The sequence below is a fragment of the Coleofasciculus sp. E1-EBD-02 genome (assembly GCF_040218245.1).
In the GTDB taxonomy this organism is placed as follows: Bacteria; Cyanobacteriota; Cyanobacteriia; order Cyanobacteriales; family Coleofasciculaceae; genus Coleofasciculus.
Genome location: NZ_JAVJQN010000040.1, coordinates 26,780 through 49,822, shown reverse-complemented (window position 1 = coordinate 49,822; position 23,043 = coordinate 26,780). Strand labels below are relative to the sequence as shown.

The window sequence follows — 23,043 nt, the reverse complement described above, 5'->3', positions numbered from 1 at the left end:
ACGTAGCTTGCTTCTCGCGAAGCGAGTATGACAAATGACGAATGACGAATGACGAATGACAAATGACAAATGACGAATGACGAATGACAAATTACCACGGACTACCAATCATTATAAATCCCGACCAATAAAAAGGATGGGATAAATCAACCTGTCCCAACTCAGCTAATTGTGGCGGTAACGATACCCCTCCTCGCGTTCCACTTCCGCGCAATTGTCCCCCTTCAATCACGACACTTCCCCGCAACATCGATAACTGGGCTTCTCTTAGCGCCTCTGCCTTAATTTGAGTCTGACCTAATTGGTTATACAACTCAGTCATTAAAGCCAATGTGCCTTGGTCACTCACCTGCCAAATACTACCTAAAGCCGTCTTCACGCCCGACGCCACAGCTAATCCAGCAAAGCCTAACTCCGCCTGATTGTCTCCCACCGCCGTGCGACAAGCCGATAATACTAATAATTCTACAGGCGGATCATCCCAATTCATCTGTTGCATTTGGGCTAAAGTTAGCTTGTCATTCCATAACTGCACATAGGAATTACTCGGTCCGCCAGTATTGAAATCAGCATGAGTTCCTAGGTGAATAATTTCGTAAGGATAACGCTGGCGTTCTTGAATTAAATTTTCTAACGTAAACTCCTGATTGAGAAAAACTTGACCACCCACTTCTTGGGCAATCGTTGATAACTCAACGGGAACCGCTGGTAACGGATTAAGTTCCGTAAATTCTGATGCCCCCATCGCTAAGATTTGCGGATTTGTCATCGGCTGATAATTACTATTCATCAGGCTGAATGTGGGAATCATGCTGAGGCTGTAGTTTTCAATCAAAAACTGTTCACCATCATGCAAGACTGGCATGGGTATTGTCCGCAATCCCGCATCCATGGAAAAGAGTAACGTATCAATTTCAGCCGCTTCCAGTTCCGATGCAATTGGTGCAATTAACCACTGATAAAGTTGTTGCGCGGGTTTCAAATAACCATTCCCCCGACGGCGAAATGCATCCGTCAGTTGGACTCGCAGTTCATTCGTAACTCCTAGAAGTTGGTCGCGATTAACCGGGATAACTTTAGTGACAGGTTCGGCGGCGGCAGTAAAGAGGACTAATTTCACGCCATCCGGTTGGGTTACTGCATAAACCACGGCAGAACGATTCCCGGTTTGACGTTCAATTTCTGCCAACGTCTGTTCAATACTGGCTAAGGAAATTGAATACTGAGAGAAATCTTGCCCAAAGTAATCCGCAAATTCTTTCAGTCGGGCTTGTTCTAAGGATTCAATATAGCGATTCGTCGCCCCTGATGCATCCTGTAGGGTCAAAAGTGCGGTTAATGCGTCTATAATCGGCAGCGCTTGAGTCACATTTTCTGTGGTATCTATAAAGGGCAGAGACTCTCTAAGATTGTCTGAATCAATCCCCTCATAAAGATTGTAAATGTCATTCGGGGCAAGAATTGGGTTTTGGGAAACAGGCATCTGTGGAGGTACAGGCGTCTGTGGAGAACCTGCACTAATAATCTGAATATTTCCTGTCGTTTGAGTTGAGGGGAATGATTCCACCGGAGAAATTGTCGTACTACCCGTGGTAAGGGCAGCAGCTATGCCATTCGTCGTTGCATCACCGATTTCAAAGGGTGTTTCATTTTCTCCGCCATGGCTAATTGTAATATTGCCCCCTTCATTCCCCCCAATGGTGGAGATACTCGCAGGTATGCCATTGGCGGCGGTAAAGATATCGGTGGCACGGAACAAGCTGTCAGTGTTAATATCAACTGCGCCGCCTGTCGTACCCCCTTCTGTATTAATCCAGCTAACTTGAATATCATTAGGGGCATTAAGGCTAACATTACCCCCTCCTCCAGAACCACCAGTGGTGTTAATTTTCCCAGTGGTAATTTCCCGGTTGGCTTCGATGACAAGATTCCCGCCATTCGTATCGCCAGAGGTATTAATATCACCCGTCGTAATCGCCCCATTTTGGCTAGTTAGCGCAATCGTTCCACCATTCGTCGGTGAACTACTATTCAGGATGCCACTACTAGCATCAATACTACCTTCACTGGTTAGTGTAATATTTCCTATCCCTTGAGTTTCAACCGTACCACTTCCCAGCAGAGAAATACCGATATTATCTGAGGCGGTTGTATCTTGACCTATACTGCTAAGAAGAATATCCCCTGTATTAGAACTTACCGTTGTCCCCGAATCCTGAATCTGAATTCCGCGACTGGAAGCCTCTGTTCCCCCTGTACCCTCTAGGGTAATATTCCCTGAACCTGTGGATTCAACCACACCGCCACTCAGCATAAAAATACCAAAGTTATTGTTTCCCGTGGCATTTCCGGCTTCACCACTTAGGAGAATATCACCATTGTTTGAACTTACGGTTCCTGAATTTTGAATCTGAATACCTCGATTCCCATCTGTTCCCGTTCCCGCTGTACCATCTAGAGTAATATTGCCGATTCCTGTGGATTCAACCACCCCACCCAACATAAAAATACCAAAGTTATCGTTTCCGGTTAAGTCTCCACCAATGCCGTTAATTAAAATATCGCCATTTTCAGAACTTACCCTTGTTCCAGGATTTTGAATCTCGATACCGCGAGTCGCACTTGTACCTGAACCCCCTGTACCATTCAGGTTAATAGTACCTGTCCCCGTTGATTCCACAACCGCACCATTACTCAGAAAAATCCCCGTTTTCGCTGCACCGTCAAGACTTCCTCTGCCAGTAATCTCAATCGCACCATCTCCAGAATTGAGAGTTCCACCATTAAGCTGTACCGTTCCGATCGCATCACCGCCAAAGCTTCCCGGTTTTATGGAAATATTACCCCCATTGGTGAAAATTTGCGACCCTGAATTCATCACAAATTGGGCAACTCCGAAGTCTCGCTGGGTGGCTACTGCATTTTCATCATTAATTGTGGCGCTAAAGTTGCCCCCAGTTAAGTTAATTGCCACATTATTAATCGTGATGCTTCTTCCCGCTTGCAGCGTTAACGTGGTATTGGCATTGAAATCAATACTCTGATTAATCGTAATATCATTATTCGCTTGTAAAATAACATTCCCCGTTAGGGCATTAAGTTGAGCCGCATCAAAGGTAACAGAGTTGGCTGAATTCTCGCCAAATTCATTATTTAGATTCAAATCATCCATTCCGCCAGCACTAATCGTGATATTCTTCGGATCAAATAAGATAGTGCCTAAATTTCCGGATGTTGCCCCAACATCAACAACCCCTCGAAAAATCAACCTATCCTTCGCCGATATCTCCACCAAGCCACCATCACCGGAAATGCTGCCCCCTTTCGCACTCACACTGCCATAAAAATGGTTAATCTCATGTGCCCACGCCACAACTTGACCAGCATTTCCAGTTTCGATTCCATCAGCATAAATAACGGAATCTGAACTTACAAATGTCCGTAAAGCATTCGGTATCGTACCTTGTCCTTGAAACCCGCCACCAATCAAAACCGTGCCACCGCCATCACCACCGGACGCATTAATTGTGGCATTGATGACTCCCACTTGTTCGCCCACTAGATAGACATTACCCCCCACTTGTTCACTAGCGGTATCAACCACACCAGATAAAATTGTTGTTCCTGATATAGTGGGAATTACCACATCTGAACCGATGAGTCGCACCGTATTTGCGGAGTCAACAATAACGCCTGTACTCTCTTCATCTTGTCCGGTGAGTAACTCAGCTAATTGTAATGGTGAAATTCCCTCTACTGTTGGCAGGGAATCTTCCGCCGTTGCTGCTTCAATTTCTAAAGACAGTAACATCCCCGCTTGAGAAATCCGGACTAAGTTTTCTCCAGGAACCGCCGTCATTGTAATAGTACCCCCAGGGGCGGAAAGGGTTCCCGTATTAATAACTTGACCCGCCAGCAGGGTTAAATGTTCTCCCTCACTTACTGCCAATTCACCCGCATTAATAATGCTTCCGGGCTGATCCATCGTAAACGCAAACCGATTGGGAGAACCGACCAACGATTGATAGTCCGTCTCGCCACTGAAATTAAACCAACCATTCTCAAACCCAATTCCATTTGCCGTCGTTGCCATAAAACTTCCTGGCACATTCAGACGGGCATCTGACCCAAAAATAAACCCCGATGGGTTCATCAGAAATAGATTCGAGTTACCCCCACTAACCTGAATTAACCCATTAATAATTGACGCTTCGTTCCCAGATACTCTACCCAAAATATTGTGAATCTGTGGATTCGATAAAAAGTTAGCAACTTGATTCGCATCGAGTCCAAACTGCTGGAAACTATGGAACAAATTCGCGCCATCTCCGGAAAGCGTTCCGCCTGTAATATTAAACTGGTTCCCGTCTGCATTAATAATGGTATTCGTTCCATCATCAGCCACCGTTATCGACTCGGCTTGTAGCGGTTCCTGCTTCAGACATACCAATGGGATGAACAATACTATCCCTAACCAACGGCTGAACTGAATCGGTGTAGACATGAGTTTTCCCTGATTTTGAGGTAGAAATGCACTGGACTGGTTTAATGGGTTATATCGATCAAAAATCACCCTATCGGGGGTAGTGAATCGACTAAGAAGAGGTTGTTATTGATAACCTATCAACCCAAGCTATCCTTGGTTTCGCTTTAGTGAGGTTGCAGGGTTACTACATTTATGCCTGATTTTGTCGCATTTTTCTCTAGTATAAAGAAATAAATGTCAAGTGTCAGCGTGCTAGAAAAAAATTTAGCTAAAATGAGTTGAAATTACAAAACTATGCTATAGCTTCAGAACTGAACGTTTGATGAGGTTTTATATTATAGAGTATGTCTCATGGATTTGTAAAATCTTGGGTTCCCTCTTTTCTCGTCCTGGATTGAGTTAGGGCGATCGCAGATTCAACTCCTGAAAGGGTTCTGCATCTTCATCCAGGGTGATTGTCCCCGGTTGGGCGGGTTCCTGATTGATTTTCAAGGTAAATGTCCCCTGGGGTAACTGTTCCAGATAATAAACACCCGCCCCATTGGTGACGGAAAATCGTCGTTGTTCGCCATCGGCGCTAATCGCTTCTACCCTCGCCCCAGCAACTACATTCCCTTGGGCGTCAGTCACCACTCCAGAGAGAGTATAGGATAACACTAAGGGAACTTGGACTACCGTATAACTTCCCGCCACCACTTCAACCGCATAAGCATCATTGACGGTTTGCCAATCTAGGGGAAATCCAGACGGATCAAAGTCGAGACGATAGGTTTCCGGTGGTAAGCGTAGCCGAATTCCATTGGCTTGGACTTGGGGACGAAAGGATTGAATCGGTTGGTTATTCAGAATTAATAATAACTCTGGGTTTTCGGTGTAGATGTTTTCACCGCTATCTAACTTACTATTATTGTTACGATCAAAAAACGGCTGAATTAATATCCCGCCGCGATCGCGAAACCGATCTGATTGGCGATCGCCTGGAGTTACCCCTTCCTGTACATTTAAACTGGCAACCAGTTCTAGGCTATAATTTGCCTCATTTGAGGTTAGCGATACCCCATCATAACGCCCCCGCAGCAGCAAACCCGGTATAATCGTCGTTTGTACCTGGGCAATCCAGCCCGAACCCTGAGAACCAACCCCATAACCCAACTGAGTGTCCCACAAATAACTCCCATCGGGCGATCGCGCTTTGGATTGATAGCGCCAGCCAACCGTCGCTAAATTATCTCGACGCTGAAGGTTACGGGTTTCATAACTCAGCAGTACAGAATAGCCATCACCGAGAAAACGGCGCGATAGATTATAATTCAAATCTGACCGAAACCCCAACTCATTCCCCTGATGATTCAGTTGTAAAAATCCTAACCGTTGCGTCGCATTCCAGCGCCAGCGATTTTGGTCATCAATTGTCGCCCGGGCAAAGGTAAAAAAACCACGACGACTGAATCCTGTTTGCATCCCCACCGCCGTACCCTCGCGACTATTATAGGTTCCCAATACCGTTAAACGCGGAAAGATACGCCAATTCAGATTAAGCCGTTGGGCAAAGCGATCGCTGTTAAACTGTAAACTAATCGTAGAGGTTGGTTCATAACGCAGATTCGCATTACTATCCCAATCCCCTTCTTGATCTGGACTCAACACCGACGCCGCCACTTCCAAGGGTATCCCGTTGGGGCGAAAAAACACATCCGCTAATCCCCTCACGCTTTCCTCATAAATTCCACCCACACCCACTGTCAAATCTTCCGATATCCCCCACCGTTGGGCAATTCCCCCCTGAAAATTCTGCCATTCTCCAATAAAGTTTTGATTGTTCAATCCAGAGGGTTGATGAGTCCAACCTACCGAAACAATCGTCGCCGCAGCCCCCTCCGGAATTTGTCCCGGAACCGTCGAAAACGTCGCCTCCCGCACCTCCGGTTGAGCCGAAAGGCGTCCTTGAGGGTACAATAAAATGCGATAATTCCCCAACCTTTGACCCCCAATCGGTACATCTTCAAACCGATAAACACCCGACGAATCCACCAGAACTTCAGCCAAAACGCGATCGCTAAATCCTTGCGTTAGCCGTACCAACGTCCCCGGTTCCGCTTCACCCACAATCGTCTGTCCCACCTGCGACGCTTGCAACCGTTGTCCTGGACTAAATCCTCCCCCACCAAACGTCACGGGAGGTGTAAATCCTTGTCTCTGAATCGTAGTGACTCCCCAATACTCCCCCCTCCCCTGACTCCGCCAAAACGTCGGCTGAGAACCCACCCCATAATCCGCCCCATCGGTTTGTCGCAAATACTGGGCTTCCGTCAGACTCCACGTCGGTGAGTCTAAGAAATCCGGTTGATTCACCCGAACATACCAACTTCCTGATAACAACGTCCCCACCGCCGCCAATTCCCCCCGATAACTCAGAGACGAAGACTCACCCAAACCCGATGTTGACTCTGATCCTGTCGCCGTAATCCGTTCCTCAATCGCCGTTAGAGTAAAATCCGTCGGGGTAATCCGGGGTAAACCCTCCAGTTGCACTGGGGGTTCTGTCGCCGCAATCCCCCCAGTTTTCTGTCCCAACCAAGGGGGATTAAGAATAATCGCGTATTCATTAATATCAAATTCTGCGGGAACCCCAAGTAACCTTTCCACCTCTTCAATCGACAACACCAACCCCAACTCCGGGTCATTCTGTAATTCCTGGGGGTTGAGTCGAGTAATCAATCCAGGCGATCGCACATCTAATTGCCCATCCGCTAACGGCGTCACCTCCAGCTTCAACGCCTGAACCACCGCATCATAAGGAATCAGCCAATTCTCAAACGCAACCGCTTGGCTACCATCTTCTTGTCCCCGCACCAAGACACTAAAAATTACTGGACGCCCCCCAACATTCACCCCCACCGGAAACACCGTAAAGTTATCGGAATTGTCGATAACTGAAGATTCCGAATCCTCCATCTCCGTTTGACTAATCCTAGTCTCATGAAAACCGGAATGGCTTTGAGAACAAGCCTTAGCCGCCATTCCCACAACCAAACCAACAATTATCGCGATTTGCCACAAAACAGAATCCACACGTAGGGGCGCACCGACGTGCATCCGTGTCAACTTAAGGTAGAAAACCAATGGTGGCAAGGTTTTAAGCTGTGTCTATCTACTCCTTGACATTTTCCCCCTCATCCCCTAACCCCAACTCCGGACCTGGGGAGAAGGGGAACCGGATTCTCTTGCTCCCCTCTCCCAAATTTGGGAGAGGGGCTGGGGGTGAGGGGTTGAGCTTAAGTTGACACCAATGACCGACGTGCGCCCGGAAAACCGACAATATCTAATCCGCTATTTTAGCTATCTCACGCCAGTCACAATTCCCCTCAAAACCCGCACAACTTAGAGGCATATATTTCTGTAAAAAACACAGACTTTTTTTGACATAAACCCCTTTTATTGGTATAGCGAACAAAGCCAAATCAACAGCAAGAACAAAGCCCATCGCCTCGCCGACTCAAACCATCAACAACCCTCTGCGAACCTCTGCGCCAACCTCTGCGTTCCTCTGCGTTAAAAACGATCAACATAGACGCGATCGCCCTTAATCTAGAAAGTAGAGTGTCAAAATGATTTAATTGGTGGCGCTAGCCGGAATCATCAAATCAACACTAAACGGCTGTGTCCGTCGCTGATCATCTTCAGCCCAGATCAACTCACCCGTAAGCTGATATTGACCCGTAGCCAATTGCCCTTCATCAGGATAATTTAATAGAAACTGACGCTCACTCTCAGCCACAATTCCCGTCGGTTTCAAACTCCCCGTCTCTATAACCGTTTCCCCCTGCTTTAACGTCCAACTCACCGCTGCTCTAGCTGATGCCATTCCGGTATTTTCAACGAGTAATTGAATTTGGTCTTGTTCTGAATTCCAACTGGCACTCTCCACTGCCAAAATTGGCGACAACTCTCCCTGACGCACATAAATTGTTGTACCAATTCGTGCCGTCAACGCGACAGAATTGCCACCACTATCCGTCGTTTCCTGAAGCGTTTCGGTAAACACAACGGCTCGATATTCCCCGTCTGGCAAACTCGGTGGAAAGCGAGTAATTAAACGGATGCGTCGCTGCACTCCCGGTGGTACGGTTAATTCCCTGGGTGAAAATTGCAGATAAGGCGTTAAATCGCTGGGGCTAGAGTCTAAGATTTGAAACCCATTATCCCCATAGGTAAAAGATTCAGCATAAACTCGTCCCCGAAAGGGTTGATTACTGGTATTGGTAACATTAATAATTGCTTGAGCTTGACCGCGATTGGCTTGTGCTTCAATCACTAAGGGTGAAACACTCATCTGGGCTTGCGCCGTACCTGCACAGAGTAAAGCCGCAGATAATGCCCAGCGACTGATGCGAGTAACGGTTGGCAAGACGGAATTAAACGCTAAAGTCATAGCTGTATCAGGGAAGGGTAGGAGTAGGGGGTAGGGGCGAGTCGCTGCACTAGCGTAAAGGGGACAACCGATTAATGAACTCGACTCGCCCTGCTAAGGTAAACGGGACAACTGATTAATGAACGACTCGCCCTGTTTGAGATTCTGCTTAACTAACCCGGATTTGGCTAGTGTTGGGGTCTTTTGGCGGAATTTGATAAAGGCTAAAGCCCTTACTACAAACCTCCTACGGCACAATTGTCAAAGTGACCGTATATTGGTAAATACCTGCTAAAGGAACTCCTGAGTCTATTGCCAAATCAACTTCTACAGTTTGGTTAGTCGGATCTAAGACTAACGAGCCACCTGGAAGTCCTCCACCTTCAGAGGGACCGCTGTAAGTAGCTGTTGATGGATTAAAGCTACCTGCTACTGTTGCTATCGCATCCAATTGTTGACTGGGGAAAGAGGTAATAGGAGGAGCATTCGGATCAGCGGGAGTAAAGGACACGAAGCGTGCATCAGTAATTTCTAGATCTGCTGTTGTATTACAGGAAACTTCAACCGTACCTGAGATACCTCCAGGCGCATCAGAGGTGATAAAAGGTTGTCCTGGTTCGTACACTAGCGTTCCTGGAACTGGAGTAGCAAAACTACAACGCTCACCAATATTCCCTTCAAATGGAACATCGACGGATTGCGCCAACACGTTCGGACTAAACGCCACCGCACCCGCTACAACGAGTCCGGATGTTACAACTAAACGACTAATCATAGAAACCTCCTCAAAGGTATATGCACATAAAAACCAATTATCGATAAGCGAATTAAGGGATAACCGTCAGCGTCACCGCATAATTGTACGTTCCCGCCGGAAAGGGCACAGGTCTTTCCACACGCATATCGACTTCTAAATCACTAATTCCCACCGGAAGATTCACCGTCACATCCGCCGTATCCGCCGTCACCTGTTGTGTACCGACACTAACAAACGTGACATAAGTTGTCCCATCCGGATCAGGTGTTGACCCAGAGATGAGACGAGGCGGTGAAACCGTTAGGGTAGCAGGAGTGTTAGAGTTTAAATTTACCGTTGCTGGATTGACGGATTCTATCACATTGGGCAGTTGAGCTGAACCACTGCTAGCCGTTGTTTCAACCGTACCCAGGACAACCTGGTCAAAGGTTACCTCAATGGGAACACTAGCTGTAAATGGAATATCAACGGATTGAGCCAGTGTCTCAGAACTCAACCCCATAGCACTGGCTAGGGTTAACGCTGATGCAACGGCATAAAAACGAAACATTTAAAGCTCCTCTAGGGTAGCTGTTTCAAGTCTATCTTAAGGTGTGCTAGGAGAAAAATATAATCTATCCTCTGGATAATAATTCGTCAATTTCTTTTAAATTTTGAAATCTTCCCCAATCCGGGGATTGAGTAAAGGGTGACCCGATCCTCTGTAGGGGCAGGTTTTACGACTATCTTTCCGGTTGCACCTCGATGTGACTCGCGCCCGCCCTGTTTCTAGAGTTGTTGATTGATGCAAGCGGGTCGCCCCTACAGGAGGATTAAAGGTGATAGGTTTCCCTCTAATTCCCTTTTGATGGATAGGATTATCAACGATTGGGGAAATCCTGCGATCGCGCCAGCGTGTCCTGTAACATATCGCTCTCAATAGGGTTAAGTTTTGAAGTGATGATGATCGAGTCTATAGGTCGGCACATTTTCCCATGATAAAAGTATACCAAAAAAAAGCGATCGCATACAATATGCTGTTAATTTTTTAAGGTTGAAAGAAAATGATGCCTCTCTGCCTCTCTGCCTCCCTGAACCTCGGTAAACTTAACCGAAAATGTTTCAGTCTACTCAACTTAAACCATCTGTTCCATGCGGCGAAAATCGAGTTCGACTTCCGCCCAAAGAGAACGATTATGGGGGTCAGTTTTTAACGCTTTCTTCAAATAAATTCGGGCTTTATCCAATTGCCCATCCTTCACCAAATATCGTCCCCAACATTGATAGGTAATCGCTTGCCACTGTCGCACCTCTGGATCATGGGGAATCCGTTGCGCCAATCCCTCAACCAGCGCGATCGCACGGGCAAATCGTTGTTCTTTAAGTAATTGCTGTAAACGCTCATAGAATGTCCATTTGAGCTGATATTCAATCTCCGATAGGGGAGGAATGGAGGGAGGTTTGGCTGGCGGTTGCTTGGTTACCGTAACCGTCTGGGAATCCTCAGCCGAGTGAGTTGTCCCAGACGGTTTAATCGCATTCAGCAGCAGCTTATACGCCTGTGTCAACTCAATAAACTTAGTTTGAGCCAGCCCGTCACCGACATTGACATCCGGATGACACTGGCGTGCTAAACGCCGATACGATGCCTTAATCTCAGACTGAGAGGCGCCATCGCTTAAACCTAACAATCGATAACAATCCGCCAGATTCATCTCAAGGACAAGCACTGATAGAGGTAGAGGCAGTATTTTAGAACTGCCCCACCGATTCTGTCTATCTTAGCCTGCTCTGTCTTCAATCACCCGGTCAATCAGTCCGTATTCCTTCGCCTCTTGCGCGGACATGAAAAAGTCGCGATCGATATCTTTTTCAATCTTCTCAACCGTTTGACCCGTCTTATCCGCGTAGATTTGGTTGAGTTGACGCCGGATTCGCAAAATCTCCCTGGCTTCAATCTCAATATCTGTCGCTTGTCCCCGCACACCGCCAGAGGGTTGGTGAATCATAATCCGCGAGTGGGGTAACGCCAACCGTTTCCCCTGCTTCCCAGCCGCCAGCAGGAAGGAACCCATCGAGGCGGCTAAACCGACACAGATGGTCACCACATCCGACTTAATATGCTGCATGGTGTCATAAATCGCCATACCTGCGGTAACTGAACCACCTGGAGAATTGATGTACAGATAGATATCTTTGTTGTTGTCTTCAGAATCCAGGTAAAGCATCACCGCGATGATCTGGTTAGTAATCTCATCATCGACTTCTTTACCCAGAAAAATAATCCGTTCCCGGTAGAGACGATTGTAGATGTCAATCCAATCGCTGTAAGGAGAACCAGGAAGTTGATAAGGGACTTTAGGAACGCCAATAGGCATAATTTACTCCGAATTCTAGAAAACGTTTTGAATACTGTGTAGGGAGGGGTTTGACAACTATCGTTTCTTCCCTCACCCAACCAAATTCGACTAAACCTGCCTCAGTACGTGTCATGGTTCGTCTGGTAGGATGGCAATGGTTTAGGCATTAATCAGGAGGGTTGTCTCGAAGGAGAACAGCAAAACTGCCTGACTGTCGTTGAAAGAGTCGCGATTAAGACGCACTGGCGGCGATAGCAGCCGGAACCTCATCACTCTCTAACACCCGATCAATCAAGCCATACTCTTTTGCCTCATAAGGCGTCATGTACAACATCCGCTCCATATCCTTGGTAATCTTTTCGGCAGATTGACCCGTATTTTTTGCCAAAATCCCCATCATGGTGATCTTATTGGCTAGCACTTCCTTCGCCCGAATTTGGATATCCGTGGCTTGACCCCTTGCATAACTCTTGGGTTGGTGCAGCACAATTGAGGCATTGGGTAAACTTGCCCGACAGCCTTTTGTACCCGCTGACAGCAGCATCGCCGCCATCCCCATTGCCGAACCAATACAAATGGTATGGATCGGGGGTTGAATGTAATTCATCGTGTCACAGATGGCAAAGGCTTCGGTTTCAAAGCCAATCGGTTCACCATCGTAACGGGAGGTTCCTGTGGAATTAATGTAGATTTTAATCGGCTTGTCGGGATTGTCGTACTGCAAATACAAAAGTTCTGCCACAATCAATTCAGTGACCTGTGGCACCAAGGGTAAACCCAGATAGACAATCCGCTCATTAAGTAGCAGTGACGGTAAATCAGGTGGCGGGGTGCGGTAGTTTTGCCGACCATAGTAGGTTGATTGAACTGCCTGAATCGGTTGTTTCATGTTTTCCGTGTACACGACTGCATATTTGTAGAGTTAGGCATAACGTAGACCGCGTAGGTCTTAGGCTGGTCAGGTATGGACAATTTCGGTACTCCCGGCTTAAGCCGTGGGGTTCCTGACTGGGGAATGCAATAATGGCGCTATCTTTAAAACATAGTAGCGTGCTTGTGAAGTTGCCTGGGGTAGTTCTTTCGATTGATGGCGATTCGGGGTGTATCCGGAACAACCTCAACCCTTCGCTAGTACCTATGTATTACGACAAGGTTACTATAGTTACATCTTTTTACTGGCTTAGGAGTTTTAGACATGAAAGTTGGTTTACACCCTGCCCTCAACGATACTAATCTGGATGCCAATCAACCCAGTTCCCAGCGTCAGTTATCGATCGCGATTCGGGCAATTACCCAATCCCAGGATCAGTCACTGCCGCTGAATTTATGCTTAATTCTCGATCACAGCGGGTCAATGCATGGGCGTCCCCTAGAAACGGTGAAAAAAGCGGCGATGCAACTGATTGAACGACTCAAGGAAGGCGATCGCATCTGTGTGATTGCTTTTGATCATCGTGCCAACGTGTTGGTTCCCAATCAAGCGATCGATAATTTGAACACGATTAAATCCCAAATCCGCCAACTGTCTGCCGATGGGGGAACGGCGATTGATGAGGGGTTGAAACTGGGGATTGCAGAAGTAGCTAAGGGAAAAGCTGACGCCGTGTCTCAGGTGTTTCTGCTGACGGATGGCGAAAATGAACATGGGGACAATGATCGCTGCTTAAAATTAGCCCAATTCGCGGTTGAGAATAAGCTGACGATCAATACCCTAGGATTTGGGGCAAGTTGGAACCAAGATGTGCTAGAAAAAATTGCCGATTCGGGGAGTGGTACGCTTTGTTATATTGAACAGCCAGAGCAAGCGGTACAGGAGTTTGGACGCTTGTTTAACCGTATCCAAGCCGTTGGCTTGACCAATGCTTACTTATTATGTGAATTAATGGATGGTGTGCGGTTTGCCGAATTCAAACCCATTGCCCAAGTCGCCCCGGATACGATTGAACTCCCCCTGCAACCCCAAGGCGATCAATTTGTCGTCCGCTTGGGTGATTTGATGACGGATGCCGAACGGGTGATTCTGGCAAATCTGTATATGGGACAACTGTCTGTTGGGTATCAGGCGATCGCGAAGCTGCAAGTAATCTATGATGACCCGGCTACGGGGGAAGAGGGGTTAAAGTCAGAACAGGTTCCCGTCGAGATTAACGTTCAGAGTACCTATCAACCGTCTCCCAATACCAAAGTCCAACAATCGATTCTGGCACTAGCCAAATACAGGCAAACCCAAATAGCCGAAGCCAAACTGCAAACAGGCGATCGCTCTGGCGCTGCCACAATGTTACAAACGGCTGCTAATACGGCGATCCAAATGGGAGACCAAAGTGCCGCCACGGTGCTGCAAACTAACGCGACTCGTTTGCAATCTGGCGAAGAACTCTCAGACGCCGATCGCAAGAAAACTCGGATTGTGTCCAAGACTATCTTGCAGGAGTGAGACTCTAGCATCAGGCTCCAAGGCTCCAAGACTCCAAGACACCAAGCCGATAAGGTGCATGGTGTCTGTTTTTTGCCGACACCCGACACCCGACACCCAACACTCCACACTCCACACCTATTTTACAATTCTTAATATCATTTCTCATCATATCAGTTTACCCTAAGCATTTGGGACGGTTTTGATACGTTTTGGACGTAAAAATACACAAGTCGTAAACCTTAGGGATAGGAAATTTAACATGAGTACCAATTTAGCCACTCAGTTGCGTGAGGGAACCAAAAAAGCCCACACCATGGCAGAAAACGTGGGATTTGTCAAATGTTTTTTGAAAGGCGTCGTTGAAAAGAACTCCTACCGGAAACTCGTCGCCAATCTCTACTTCGTCTATAGTGCGATGGAAGAAGAAATGGAGCGCCATCGCCAACATCCAATTCTCTCAAAACTCTACTTTCCCCAACTCAATCGCCAGAAAAGTCTAGAGCAAGACTTGTACTATTACTACGGTGCCAACTGGCGCGAACAAGTAGCGCCTTCATCTGCGGGTAAAGACTACGTGCAGCGAATTCGCGACGTGTCCGCCTCTGAACCCGAACTATTAGTCGCCCATTGCTACACGCGCTATCTGGGCGATTTATCCGGGGGACAAATCCTGAAAAAGATTGCTCAACGGGCGATGAATTTATCTGAGGGTGAAGGTACAGCGTTTTACGAGTTTAACGAAATTCCTGACGAAAAGGCATTCAAAGCCGAGTATCGCCAAGCCTTGAATGAACTCCCCATTGATGATGCCACAGCCGAACGGATTGTTGATGAGGCAAATGCGGCATTTGGCATGAATATGAAGCTGTTCCAGGAATTAGAAGGGAATCTGATTAAAGCGATTGGTCAGATGCTCTTCAACACCTTAACCCGTCGTCGGAGTGGTGGTAGCACAGAACTGGCTACGGCTGAATAAACCCTGGTTAAAAACCTTGTAGAGACGTTGCATGCAACGTCTCTACAATCGGGAAAAAAATGATTTTATATTTCGTTGTTTTCCTTTTGGACTTTACGCCGAGCAAATGCCAATATACTTTGTTTTTCTTTGACAATATTTTCCTGGGGATGATAAATAAATTTACCCTTATTTGAGAAGAGCATTCCATATCCAGTTTTGCCTAAATTTAGCGAACTCATTAATTTTTTTATCTGCTTAAAGGAATAAGTTGCCAGGACGACACCTCTGGGAAGTTTTTCCTGAGTTTCCTGATCAATTTGATAGAAAAGAGTCGAGAAATCGATGACAAATGTTGGGTTGTTTCTGCAATATAACAAAGACTTTATGAGATGTCATTAAGTTTACAAACTTTTCTAATCAAGCCGCCTGCTGGATCGCCTCCCCTGTAGTAGGAAGCATCCTATTTTGGTTTTGGCAAATATATTTCTCTGTAGAAATTTAAATCGTGGTTTCCTCCAGCTCGCGCAGCAGTTCGGCTTTTCGGCGGCTTCTGCTGGCTGCTAGCGCCTTTTTACTTTCCTCAATCCGTGCCTTTGCCAAAGTAAACCCAGTTAATCTTGCCAGTGCATATAGCGCTTTCCCAGGGTGTGAGGTACACCTAAATGTAGGGACAATTTAGGGGTGCAAAGCTTGCGCCCTTAACGATGTATCGCATCAAACCGGAAATTGCTATATCTATATATGATATGGATGCTGCTGTGCTTCTTAATGAATCTTTACAAAATAAGCCAAAATTAATCCAGTCAAGTGGTTGCCAACGTTAGCTGATTGCAATATTATTCAACATAGTGTAACAACGTCATACGCCAGTATGACAGAAACTGGATTTCAGAACCTGAGACACGGTGGCTAGACCCTAGCAGTCTGTGACTTCAGTTCTATTTTGTGATCACGAGCAAGAATGTTACACCGATATCCTGCCAAAAGCCACCTCAATTGCACAAGTATTATCGAGTAGAACAAAGTTCCTGACTGGCTTCTACTATCGAGGAGAAGCGGGTTATAGAAACCTGGCTTGTCGGTACTTGGTTGAAAATGACTAGAGTTTGCTGTGGCTGGGATAGGGGATTTTCTAATGTCAAGAGAAAGTATACTTAATTAATTGTCAAAAAATTTTTGAGCGGATAATGCAACAAATCTTTACTGAAAAACAACTAAATTTACAAAATGAAGCTTTAAGCTTAACACTCTTAAGCATGGTGAGTTCAAAATTTATAATCAGACCTTCGGGAAGCGTGTATTTAAGTTTTTTCCAGAGCTTCGCGGATGAATTACGAATTTTTTTGAAAAAGATTTTTAATCTCTCGTCAGAGATTAATTAAAGCTATAGAGGATGTGATTTTATATTAAATTCACATAAACATCGGGACAACAACGTTGACGACTTAAGGCTGAATCGCTGATCAGGCAAGGAATACAGAAAATCGATATATCAGTTTAGTATCCATTAAATTGTTTTTTTTCAGTAAAGATCCCCAGAAGGACTAGATAGAAACGCCAAACTAATGCCATTATTAATTAAGAGGAGAGTATTGAATGGTCGCGAAATTAGAAAAAATCAAGGGTGCATTAAGAGTGCGTAACAAAGCGCAATTTTTCTTAATATTATGAGTTCGCGATCGCTAGCGGAGTTTTACCTTTTGTCAACTTAATCATGTTTTGGAGTTATAACCTATGTCAAAGCTAATGAACCGTACCTCAACTGCCACTGTAGACGCTAAAATTGCCACATCTGCGAACTCCACCTATTGCGGTGGTGGTGGCAGCATTCCCGATGGAGTGGCTAGTTTCCAAGATGAGATTGTGGTGACTGAAAATATCGCAATTAGCAACGTCACCGTCACGCTGAAGAATTTAGAACATACTTGGGTAGGCGACTTGATTGCCCAGTTACGTCATCTCGAAAGCGGGGTTGTGGTTGACTTGTTCCGACGCCCCGGACAACCGCAATTTTCGTCCAGTGGCTATAGTAATGACCTGAATGGGGATTACAGCTTTAACGATAACTTTTCCCGTAGTTTTGACTCAGTAGCGGCGTCTCATGGGGTGATTCCCAGTGGTAACTATTGTGCAAGTCAGACTTTGTCTGTGTTTGAAGGACGCTCATCTGCTGGTACTTGGCAATTGATTATTAATGATTGCTCTGCGGGTGACTCAGGTTCTCTGGAGTCTTGGACTCTAAATTTAGAATAAATACAAAAGCTGACTAAACCTGCATTCTCAGGGAGAAAAGCAGAAATCGTTCATCAGTGCAAAAGGTTCTCCAAAGCATAAGTGTGTTGAGTTAGCACTTGAGAATACAGGTTAATTGGTTTCATCGAAGTGTAGAACCTTGACAGGGAAAAGGACTGTTGGCTCTGGCATAAAAAACAATCAACATTCCTTGGTCAATCGCTCCAATATAAAAATCCTCTGCTCTCTGGCTTATGTCTAGGGTGAGTAGAGGATTTTTATCTTAAAATAAACGGGTGGCGAAGTTTTGCGATCGCGTCGGCGAGATTGCCCTGGCTTTGAGAATGGCAGCGGCTAAACAGGTATAAGACAAAATCCCTACCACCGCCAACAATAAACTACTGACAAACCCACTAGCATTCCACAAGGCGTGGAGAATCGCCGCACACAGATAACCCGTTGCCAGAATTTGCCAAGCTTTTCGCGGTTTGAGAACACTTAAGCCGATAAAATAGCCAAAATAGCCACTATAAGCTATATGTCCAGCAACTGAACCCAGTAGACGGGGGATGAGTAATTGCAATCCCATCAGTTGAGCCGATCCTTGACCCGCTTGAAAGGTTAAGTTATCGATAATATCAGGAACATACTGTCCTAACGTTTCCAACAGGGTAAAACCCACCCCTGATGCCGTACCTAAGAGAATCCCATCCAGAGGTTCCCAGACGCCAATCTGTTCTCGCCATGGCGAACGTAGCAGTTTACCCAAGAAAAACGCCCCAATAATTGGCAGGGCTTTGAGTAATTCCTCCATCAAACCCGCCCCGAAAAACATGCGGATTAGCAGAGACGTGAAACTGATCAGTTCTCCTTCTTCCGGTAAGCTTCCCGGTAAGATGTCGCGAAAAACGATAATCGATAGAGGTAACAATGGACTGGTTAAAATTAAACCCGTCGCGATCGCACATCCCAAGAATACCCACCACGGTTTCGGTTTACCACAGAGTTGGTAGACAAAATAAGAAGCCGCACCCGTTAAATAGGTTGCCAAGAGTAGATTAAACACCATTGCCTGACCGACCGCCATAAACATTAACACCACAAACACCACCGTGAGAATGGCGGGTCTCAGAAACGCCTTTTGGGTTAAATCTTGTCCCGTTGAAGCGAGGGGAAACAGTTGACTAAAGGTAACCGTATCGGGAGTTTTATGTCCGATTACACTGACAGATGTCAGCGATGAAGCCGAAGAAACGGGTGAGACTGGGGACGAAGATGAACTGAACTGGCACTCAAAAATAAACTGAGGACCATCTTGACCCAATTCAATGCGATCGCCCGCATGTAATTGACAGCATCCCCGTAACGGATACCCATTAACATACGTCCCATTAATACTATTGAGATCACAAATTTCCCAGCCCTGCTTCCAGGGTGAACAGGGACGAATCGTAGCATGACGCCGCGATACAATTAAATACTGATTCGGGTTTAAGGCAATTTGGCAGCTTGGATCACGACCAATCACCGTCTCCTCATCCTCAGACAAAGGATAGGGAGATAAATGGCTAGCTGTACCTCTGCCAGCAAGAGGTCGTAAAAATCCACGGCAATGTTGACCAGTCATCAGTAATGTCCGTGAGCTTGGAAACCGTGTTTTAGCAAGGGGTTTGCTTCCTCCGTCGGAGTTTACCAAAGACCTCGTAGGGGCTCTTATGTGCCGTGCCCCTACAATTAAAATTCTAAAGGACAACAGAAAACGGACGCCAAACCCCAGGGAGAAATAATTCTACTGATTTGCCCTCGCATCACGAACAGCCACGTAGAACAAAAAGCCACTCAAGGGAATACTACCCGCGAGGATAATTTCCGTGACGGATGCACCTAACTGGGGTGTTCCTGAAGAGAGTTCAAAAATTGAACCCACAGCCGCAATTGCGGTAATACAGGAACCCATCAAAAATAAACCGCTTTTTGGTGTCATTCAATTAAACCTAACGAAAAATATTAAAAAACCGAGCCAGTTGTAAAATGTCCATGGAGCAATCCATGGACAAAACATTGGCACGGTTAGGCTGAGACTGCCTAAGAATTAAATGGTTTAACCGCTTGGGTAGAAAAGCCATACTTTTGCAGTTCTTCTGCCAAAACCAGTCCATTTTCCACCCGATCCACAAACATAACCCCAGTCAGGTGATCCATTTCATGTTGAATGGCGCGAGATAGTAAACCATCTGCCTTTAATCTTTGCGGACGTCCATTCTCATCTTTGTAGGCAACTTCCACCTCTACCGGACGTTTGACATCTAAGTAGACACCAGGAACACTTAAACACCCTTCTTGAGCATCACATATACTCTGACCAAAACGTTTAATCGTGGGGTTGATCAGAATCAAGGGGGGATTTTCTGGGTTATCCGGTTCGCAGTCGATGACAATGATTTGTTTATTTACCCCAACCTGCGGTGCTGCCAAGCCGATACCATCTGCGCTATACATGGTTTGCAGCATCTGATGAGCTAACTGTCGGATGCTTTGGTCTACTTTAGCCACCCGTTTCGCTGGTTGACGCAGAACGCGATCGCCCAGATAGTGAATCTCTAGGGGGGGGTTGTCTAGTTTTTTCTTTTCGACAATAACTTGAGCAGTCATGGGCATGGGAAACTTCTAAATCCAGCAATCTTATTGACACTTCCTTTTTTTTATCCTAGCAGTTATCACTCTGGGTGGAATTCGGTTCATCCACCCTTGAGCCACAGCCACTCTTTAGGATTAATGTCAAAGATATATTGTAGGGTGGGTTTCGGCTTCGCAAGGGCCCACCAGCATACCAGTCAGTTTAATGCTCAAAGATATCTCGATAGAGGAGTAAATCCAAAGACACCATCACGGATAACGCCTCAAAGCACTCTTGGGCAAGTTGCCAGCGCTCTTCTCGTTGCAACATGGTAATCAGTTTCTGCCGCACAGACAACAAATAACGGACATCATTTGCTGCATAGCGAAGTTGTTCATCCGACAGGTTATTAGGATTCCCCCAATCTGAACTCTGGGAACTTTTATCCAGTTCCACCTGTTCGAGATCCATGACTAAATCCTTCAGCCCATGGCGGTTGGTATAGGTACGGGCAAGTTTACTGGCAATTTTTGTACAAAATACAGGTTGGACATAGATGTCCAGATTTTGGCGTAAGATGGCGAGATCGAAACGGGCAAAGTGAAAGACTTTTAAGACAGTTTGGGCTTCCAGCAACTGCTTCAGATTGGGGGCTTCGGTTTGTTTTTTATCTATGCGGATCACCGTAACTCGGTCTTGGGGGTCGCACAGTTGCACCAGACACAAGCGATCGCGCTGATAGATTAGCCCCATGGTTTCTGTATCAACAGCAATCGCTTCGGCGTTGAGATAGGTCTTCAGCAGGGCGTCGGGAAGGTCGCGATCGCACACTTGAAATTCTGCCACGTCTTTCTCGATGGGTGGATGAGTCATCAGATATCTCGATTAGGAATTATCAATAATGAACATAGGACAAACTACTGCTGCTTGATGAAAATCTGGGTAAAGTAATAGTCCCCCTTGGCATTTTTACTGACGCCGATCCCAGTTACATCAAAATCCCCTTCAATATTTTGGCGATGTCCAGGGCTTTTTAACCAACCTTGTACTGCCTGTGTCGCCGGGTCAGAATAGCCCTGATTATAGGCGACATTTTCCGCCGCTTGGCGATAGGACATGGATTGGGCGATCGCCCGGACTCGTTGTTCAAATCCCCCATGACCCAACGGGACACGCCCGGTTGCCATTGCCTGACTGTGGCGTCTGGCTTCCTTGCTAATGCTTGCGTCTAAGGTTAATGGGGGCAGGTTTTGGGACTGGCGATATTGATTAATCTGTTGATGCACCAACCTTTCCCAATTCGTAAAATTACCGTCCTTGGACTGTGGAGACACAGTTGCAGGAGATTCGGATTGACTCACCGGGGTTTGATTGACACTCAACGCCAAATCACAACTACTGAGTCCTAACTTTAGTAGCAGGAATCCACTCATCACAAAAACAGATCTTGACCGCACCGTTTAATCCTGGGAGTCTAACTGAATAAACTTACCAACTGTTTGTACATCTTTATCACCGCGACCCGAACAATTGATCACAATTTTCGGACTACCCTGAAGTTGAGGACAGAGGGTTTCTAGATACGCGATCGCGTGGGCGGTTTCTAGGGCGGGAATAATCCCTTCGAGTTCCGATAACTGGCGAAACGCTGCGATCGCGTCTTGGTCGCTGACGCTATAGTATTCGGCTCGACCACTATCTTTCAAATAACTGTGTTCGGGTCCAACACCCGGATAATCGAGTCCCGCACTAACGGAATGAGCTTCCACCACTTGACCATCGGTATCTTGGAGTAAATAGCTCATTGCCCCATGCAGTACACCGGGACGCCCTAAGGTTAGGGTAGCGGCGTGCTTGGTAGACGTAACACCTTCCCCAGCCGCTTCAACACCAATTAACCGCACGCTGGATTCGTTAATAAATTCGTGGAAGAGTCCCATTGCATTGGAACCGCCACCGACACAAGCTAACAAGATATCCGGTAAGCCACCCCATTTCTCTTGACATTGGGTGCGGGTTTCTTGACCAATAATCGCCTGAAAGTCACGCACGAGCAAGGGATAGGGATGGGGACCGGCGACTGAACCGAGGATGTAATGGGTGGTTTCCACATTGGTTACCCAGTCGCGAATCGCTTCCGAGGTGGCATCTTTGAGCGTACCCGTTCCCGCCGCAACAGGTTGAACTTTTGCACCCATGAGCCGCATCCGAAACACGTTCAGGGCTTGGCGTTCCATATCCTGAACACCCATATAGATAATGCATTCCAAGCCGAACCGCGCACAAACCGTTGCCGTTGCCACACCATGTTGACCTGCCCCGGTTTCTGCTATAATCCGCTTTTTGCCCATCCGCTTGGCTAATAAGACCTGGGCTAAGGCATTATTGATCTTATGAGCGCCAGTATGATTTAAGTCTTCCCGTTTCAAATAAATTTGCGCTCCACCGCCATCGGGTCTGGCATAGTGGGCGGTTAAACGCTCAGCAAAATATAGAGGACTAGGACGCCCGACATAATCGCGTAATAACTGTTGCAATTCCTGCTGAAAATCGGGGTGGTTGCGGTACTGTTTAAACGACTGCTCTAACTCGAACAGCGCTGGCATTAGAGTTTCCGGCACATACTTGCCGCCAAATTTGCCAAAACGCCCTAAGGCATCCGGTTGTTCGTTTACCACATCGGTAGAGGAGCGGGAATTAGGAAGGGGAGTTTGGGTCACAGAGCAAGATCGCCAACAACAACACCCACTCATTATAAATCGCGACCTGACCGAATCTGGCGATCGCGATTGAGTTTAACGGTTAATCGAGACAATAGTTGTAG

General features: G+C 46.5%; 18 protein-coding genes. 3 read left to right on the top strand and 15 right to left on the bottom strand.

What is annotated here, in order from left to right:
• Nucleotides 1–91: 91 nt before the first annotated feature.
• The 8 genes from RIC07_RS07305 to RIC07_RS07270 all read right to left on the bottom strand — a co-directional run bounded on the left by RIC07_RS07305 (nucleotide 92) and on the right by RIC07_RS07270 (nucleotide 12,882).
• Complete coding sequence (locus RIC07_RS07305; RefSeq protein WP_446393948.1) at nucleotides 92–4,504, bottom strand: CHAT domain-containing protein; 4,413 nt, start codon at nucleotides 4,502–4,504, stop codon at nucleotides 92–94.
• A 381-nt stretch (nucleotides 4,505–4,885) separates the two neighbouring features.
• Complete coding sequence (locus RIC07_RS07300) at nucleotides 4,886–7,618, bottom strand: carboxypeptidase-like regulatory domain-containing protein (protein ID WP_446393947.1); 2,733 nt, start codon at nucleotides 7,616–7,618, stop codon at nucleotides 4,886–4,888.
• 481 nt (nucleotides 7,619–8,099) lie between these two features.
• Entirely contained in the window at nucleotides 8,100–8,918 is an 819-nt protein-coding gene (locus RIC07_RS07295) for a P pilus assembly protein, chaperone PapD (RefSeq protein WP_446393946.1), read from the bottom strand.
• Between the two features lie 226 nt (nucleotides 8,919–9,144).
• The gene (locus tag RIC07_RS07290; RefSeq protein WP_446393945.1) at nucleotides 9,145–9,672 is read right to left on the bottom strand and encodes a hypothetical protein; all 528 of its coding nucleotides are present in this window, start codon (nucleotides 9,670–9,672) and stop codon (nucleotides 9,145–9,147) included.
• A gap of 52 nt (nucleotides 9,673–9,724) precedes the next feature.
• The gene (locus RIC07_RS07285; protein WP_446393944.1) at nucleotides 9,725–10,204 is read right to left on the bottom strand and encodes a hypothetical protein; all 480 of its coding nucleotides are present in this window, start codon (nucleotides 10,202–10,204) and stop codon (nucleotides 9,725–9,727) included.
• A gap of 565 nt (nucleotides 10,205–10,769) precedes the next feature.
• Nucleotides 10,770–11,348: a J domain-containing protein gene (locus tag RIC07_RS07280; protein ID WP_446394046.1), complete on the bottom strand. Its 579-nt coding sequence runs from the start codon at nucleotides 11,346–11,348 to the stop codon at nucleotides 10,770–10,772.
• A 66-nt stretch (nucleotides 11,349–11,414) separates the two neighbouring features.
• Nucleotides 11,415–12,011 carry an ATP-dependent Clp protease proteolytic subunit gene (locus RIC07_RS07275; RefSeq protein WP_446375273.1) on the bottom strand — a complete coding sequence of 199 codons (597 nt, stop codon included), beginning with the start codon at nucleotides 12,009–12,011 and terminating at the stop codon, nucleotides 11,415–11,417.
• 214 nt (nucleotides 12,012–12,225) lie between these two features.
• On the bottom strand, nucleotides 12,226–12,882 hold the full coding sequence (locus RIC07_RS07270) for an ATP-dependent Clp protease proteolytic subunit (protein ID WP_044204190.1): 657 nt from the start codon (nucleotides 12,880–12,882) through the stop codon (nucleotides 12,226–12,228).
• A 306-nt stretch (nucleotides 12,883–13,188) separates the two neighbouring features.
• Here RIC07_RS07270 and RIC07_RS07265 point away from each other — a divergent pair, with 306 nt between their 5' ends.
• Both RIC07_RS07265 and RIC07_RS07260 read left to right on the top strand, forming a co-directional pair.
• Nucleotides 13,189–14,430, top strand: coding sequence for a vWA domain-containing protein (locus RIC07_RS07265; RefSeq protein WP_446393943.1), 1,242 nt, complete (start codon nucleotides 13,189–13,191; stop codon nucleotides 14,428–14,430).
• 241 nt (nucleotides 14,431–14,671) lie between these two features.
• The gene (locus RIC07_RS07260) at nucleotides 14,672–15,388 is read left to right on the top strand and encodes a biliverdin-producing heme oxygenase (RefSeq protein ID WP_446393942.1); all 717 of its coding nucleotides are present in this window, start codon (nucleotides 14,672–14,674) and stop codon (nucleotides 15,386–15,388) included.
• A 65-nt stretch (nucleotides 15,389–15,453) separates the two neighbouring features.
• Here the strand turns inward: RIC07_RS07260 and RIC07_RS07255 are convergent, their stop codons facing one another.
• Nucleotides 15,454–15,747, bottom strand: a complete 294-nt coding sequence (locus RIC07_RS07255; RefSeq protein ID WP_446393941.1) for a hypothetical protein — start codon at nucleotides 15,745–15,747, stop codon at nucleotides 15,454–15,456.
• Between the two features lie 1,357 nt (nucleotides 15,748–17,104).
• Here RIC07_RS07255 and RIC07_RS07250 point away from each other — a divergent pair.
• On the top strand, nucleotides 17,105–17,623 hold the full coding sequence (locus RIC07_RS07250; RefSeq protein WP_446393940.1) for a proprotein convertase P-domain-containing protein: 519 nt from the start codon (nucleotides 17,105–17,107) through the stop codon (nucleotides 17,621–17,623).
• 262 nt (nucleotides 17,624–17,885) lie between these two features.
• Here the strand turns inward: RIC07_RS07250 and RIC07_RS07245 are convergent, their stop codons facing one another.
• From RIC07_RS07245 to trpB, 6 genes are all read right to left on the bottom strand, one after another.
• Nucleotides 17,886–19,229 carry a PrsW family glutamic-type intramembrane protease gene (locus RIC07_RS07245; RefSeq protein WP_446393939.1) on the bottom strand — a complete coding sequence of 448 codons (1,344 nt, stop codon included), beginning with the start codon at nucleotides 19,227–19,229 and terminating at the stop codon, nucleotides 17,886–17,888.
• A gap of 162 nt (nucleotides 19,230–19,391) precedes the next feature.
• On the bottom strand, nucleotides 19,392–19,586 hold the full coding sequence (locus tag RIC07_RS07240) for a hypothetical protein (RefSeq protein ID WP_446393938.1): 195 nt from the start codon (nucleotides 19,584–19,586) through the stop codon (nucleotides 19,392–19,394).
• Between the two features lie 101 nt (nucleotides 19,587–19,687).
• A complete protein-coding gene (gene def / locus RIC07_RS07235) occupies nucleotides 19,688–20,254 on the bottom strand; it encodes a peptide deformylase (protein ID WP_446375285.1) in 567 nt (188 codons plus the stop codon).
• A gap of 187 nt (nucleotides 20,255–20,441) precedes the next feature.
• On the bottom strand, nucleotides 20,442–21,092 hold the full coding sequence (locus tag RIC07_RS07230) for a ribonuclease H-like domain-containing protein (RefSeq protein ID WP_446375287.1): 651 nt from the start codon (nucleotides 21,090–21,092) through the stop codon (nucleotides 20,442–20,444).
• 44 nt (nucleotides 21,093–21,136) lie between these two features.
• Complete coding sequence (locus RIC07_RS07225; protein WP_446393937.1) at nucleotides 21,137–21,652, bottom strand: CAP domain-containing protein; 516 nt, start codon at nucleotides 21,650–21,652, stop codon at nucleotides 21,137–21,139.
• Nucleotides 21,653–21,679: 27 nt separating this feature from the next.
• Nucleotides 21,680–22,939 carry a tryptophan synthase subunit beta gene (trpB, locus tag RIC07_RS07220; protein ID WP_446393936.1) on the bottom strand — a complete coding sequence of 420 codons (1,260 nt, stop codon included), beginning with the start codon at nucleotides 22,937–22,939 and terminating at the stop codon, nucleotides 21,680–21,682.
• Nucleotides 22,940–23,043: the final 104 nt, after the last annotated feature.